The sequence below is a fragment of the Alphaproteobacteria bacterium genome (genome assembly GCA_035625915.1).
In the GTDB taxonomy this organism is placed as follows: Bacteria; Pseudomonadota; Alphaproteobacteria; order JACZXZ01; family JACZXZ01; genus DATDHA01.
Genome location: DASPOR010000043.1, coordinates 1 through 3,204, shown reverse-complemented (window position 1 = coordinate 3,204; position 3,204 = coordinate 1). Strand labels below are relative to the sequence as shown.

Below are 3,204 nucleotides of genomic sequence, written 5' to 3'. Positions count from 1 at the left end.
GTCGAGGGTGACCTGCGCCGCGAGGTGCAGCTCAACATCAAGCGTCTGATGGATCTCGGCTGCTATCGCGGTCTGCGTCACCGCAAAGGACTCCCGGTGCGCGGGCAGCGCACGCACACCAATGCCCGGACCCGCAAGGGTCCGGCCAAGCCGATTGCCGGCAAGAAGAAATAGCGCGTCAAGCACAGGTCAAGTGACGGCACCGGAGCCGCCGGTTCCGATCCGCGAAAGGGTTCAGAATGGGAAAGGAAGCCACGCGCGTCCGCCGGCGCGAACGCAAGAACATCGCTTCCGGCGTCGCGCACGTGAATGCCACGTTCAACAATACCATGATCACCATTACCGACGTGCAGGGCAACACCATTGCCTGGTCGTCGGCGGGGACGATGGGGTTCAAGGGTTCGCATTCCATGCTCTTGCGCCTTTTTCGCCGCGTCCTCGGCGGCGACCTGCGCGGCATAGGGCGTCGATTTGCGCGAGCCCTTGAAACCCATGGTGCCGGCCGACGACCAGGCAATGGTATTGCCCTGCACGTCGGTGATCGTGATCATGGTGTTGTTGAAGCTCGCATTCACGTGCGCGACGCCCGAGGCGATGTTCTTGCGTTCGCGCCGGCGGACGCGCGTGGCCTCCTTACCCATTCTGAACCCTTTCGCAGCTCGGAGCCGGCTGCTCCGCTGCCGTCACCTGTCGCTGTTGCACGCGCTATTTCTTCTTGCCGGCAATAGGTTTGGCCGGACCCTTGCGAGTCCGGGCATTGGTATGCGTGCGCTGGCCGCGCACGGGCAGGCTGCGCCGGTGACGCAGCCCGCGATAGCAGCCGAGATCCATCAGCCGCTTGATATTCATCGACACTTCGCGCCGTAGATCGCCCTCGACGACATAGTCGCGGTCGATCACTTCGCGCAGCTGCAGCACTTCCTGGTCGGTGAGCTGCGATACCCGGCGGGACTCGGGGATCGAAACCTTTCCAAGGATTTCGTGTGCCTTGGCGCCGCCGATGCCGTAGATGTATTGCAGCGCAATCACGATGCGCTTGTTGGTGGGAAGATTGACGCCCGCGATACGAGCCACGTCAGTTACTCCTTGCGGCGGAAGGACCACGGCAAATCCGTGGTGCTCGGCCGATTTCCATGGGTTCCAATGTCAACCTGAAGAAGGCCACAAAACGCGTAAAAAGCCACGCCCGCCTGCCGCTGCGGCCTGGCATCACCGCTCGATCTCCGACTGGATATTTGGGGCTTATTAATGGATTTACCGCGCTTTCGTCAACCTCGGCCCGACATTTCACGTTCACATTCCGCTTAGGTGGCAATCGGCCTTTCGGTGGGCTTTTTTCCGCCTCCAAGCCTGCCTCCAGTCCGCTTCCAACTCCTGTCCGCAAAGGGCCCCGAACGCCCTCGTCCAAGGCCGGCTTTTGGACTTTTTTTCCTATGGCGCTTCGTTTCGGGGCCGCCGTGCCTTGAGAGCCCCTCCCTAGGCACTCCCCGCCCTTGCCGGCGTCTTTGACCTTAGCACCTGGTCGATTTCGGCCGCCACATCCTCAATGGGGGCCATGCCGTTGACCGTGCGGAGGACCCCCTGCTGCCGGTAATGGGCAATCAGCGGCGCCGTCTGTTCCCGATAGGTCTTGAGCCTGGTGCGGAGCACGTCGGCGTTGTCGTCCTCCCGCAGCGCCTCGCCCCGGGCGCTCATCTGCGCAACCCGTGTCTCGATCCGCTTGATCAGCGCCGCCTCGTCGACGCGCACTTCGAGCACGGCATCGAGCGCCAGTCCCTTCGCCCGCAGCATATTGTCGAGCGCTACCGCTTGCGGAAGGGTGCGCGGGAAACCGTCCAGAACGAAACCTTTGCGTGCATCGGGCTGTGCGATGCGTTCCTCGACGATGCCCACCACCAAGTTGTCGGGAACCAGATTGCCGCCGGCGATGATCTCCTGCGCCTGGCGGCCGATTTGGGTGCCGGCCTTTATGGCAGCCCGGAGGATCTCCCCGGTCGAGAGCTGAACTAATCCGTATTTTGCGACGAGATGCTGGGCCTGTGTTCCTTTGCCAGCCCCCGGCGGGCCGAGCAGGATCAATCTCATCGACGGCGCCCCCTCAGTTTCGATCTTTTTATCAAGCCCTCGTACTGATGCGCCAGCAGGTAACCCTGGACTTGCGCCACCGTATCCATGGTGACGCTTACGACGATCAGCAGCGAGGTGCCGCCGAAATAGAACGGCACGGCTGCATAGGAAATTAGGATTTCGGGGAATAGACAAACCACCGCCAGATAGGCCGCCCCGATGACGGTGATCCGCGACAAGACGTAGTCGATATATTCGGCTGTGCGCTCGCCGGGCCGGATGCCCGGAATAAAGCCGCCGTGTTTCTTCAAATTATCGGCGGTCTCGGTCGGATTGAACACGATCGCCGTATAGAAGAACGCGAAGAAAACGATCAGCCCCACATAGAGAATGAGAAACAGCGGCCGCCCGTGGGCGAGCTGCGTGGTCACGGCGGTGAGCCAGCCCGGCCCTTGCCCGGCGGTGAAATTGGCAATGGTAGTCGGCAGCAAGAGAAGCGACGAAGCGAAGATCGGCGGAATGACGCCCGAAGTGTTCAGCTTCAGCGGCAAATGCGAAGACTGCCCTTCGAACATGCGGTTGCCGACCTGACGCTTCGGATATTGAATCAACAAGCGCCGCTGCGCACGCTCCATGAATACAATGAAAGTGATAACAGCAATCGCCATCGCCAGCACGACCAGGATGAGGCCGGTCGAGAGCGCACCCTGCCGGCCGAGCTCGAGCGTGCCCGCGATTGCCGTCGGCAATTGCGCAACGATGCCCGACATGATGATCAGCGACGTGCCGTTGCCGATCCCGCGCTGGGTGATCTGCTCGCCGAGCCACATCAAAAAGATCGTGCCTCCCGTCAGGGTGATGACGGTCGAGATGCGAAAGAAAAAGCCGGGATCGCTGACTACGTGTCCGGCGCCCTCGAGCCCCACCGCGATGCCGTAAGCCTGGAAGGCCGCGAGCACCACCGTCAGATAGCGGGTATACTGGTTGATCATCTTGCGGCCGGCCTCGCCCTCTTTTTTCAGCTGTTCGAGGGTGGGCGAGACCGTCGTCATCAACTGAATGATGATCGAGGCCGAGATGTACGGCATGATATTGAGCGCGAAGATCGCCATGCGGTGTATGCCGCCGCCGGCGAAC

4 protein-coding genes and 2 pseudogenes are annotated in these 3,204 nt (G+C 61.6%); 2 read left to right on the top strand and 4 right to left on the bottom strand.

Features of this window, described 5'->3' with window-relative positions; all coding sequences use genetic code 11:
* Both rpsM (VEJ16_04015) and rpsK (VEJ16_04010) read left to right on the top strand, forming a co-directional pair.
* Window positions 1–174 (top strand): 30S ribosomal protein S13 (rpsM, locus tag VEJ16_04015; protein HYB08812.1); only part of this gene is annotated, 174 nt, incomplete at its 5' end.
* Window positions 175–239: 65 nt separating this feature from the next.
* Window positions 240–404, top strand: a pseudogene (gene rpsK / locus VEJ16_04010) (30S ribosomal protein S11).
* On the opposite strand, the pseudogene rpsK (VEJ16_04005) reads toward rpsK (VEJ16_04010), so the two are convergent.
* The 4 genes and pseudogenes from rpsK (VEJ16_04005) to secY form a co-directional block, all read right to left on the bottom strand.
* Window positions 393–641 (bottom strand): annotated as a pseudogene (rpsK, locus tag VEJ16_04005) (30S ribosomal protein S11). The pseudogenes rpsK (VEJ16_04010) and rpsK (VEJ16_04005) overlap by 12 nt on opposite strands.
* A 64-nt stretch (window positions 642–705) precedes the next feature.
* The gene (gene rpsM, locus VEJ16_04000) at window positions 706–1,074 is read right to left on the bottom strand and encodes a 30S ribosomal protein S13 (GenBank protein HYB08811.1); all 369 of its coding nucleotides are present in this window, start codon (window positions 1,072–1,074) and stop codon (window positions 706–708) included.
* Between the two features lie 402 nt (window positions 1,075–1,476).
* Window positions 1,477–2,085: an adenylate kinase gene (locus VEJ16_03995; protein HYB08810.1), complete on the bottom strand. Its 609-nt coding sequence runs from the start codon at window positions 2,083–2,085 to the stop codon at window positions 1,477–1,479.
* Window positions 2,082–3,204: preprotein translocase subunit SecY (secY, locus tag VEJ16_03990; protein HYB08809.1), on the bottom strand; the 1,123-nt coding region annotated here is incomplete at its 5' end. The genes secY and VEJ16_03995, both read right to left, overlap by 4 nt.

Excerpts from the sequence above, each read along its gene's own strand:
- VEJ16_03995 (HYB08810.1), bottom strand. The coding sequence starts at position 2,085 with ATGAGATTGATCCTGCTCGGCCCGCCGGGGGCTGGCAAAGGAACACAG.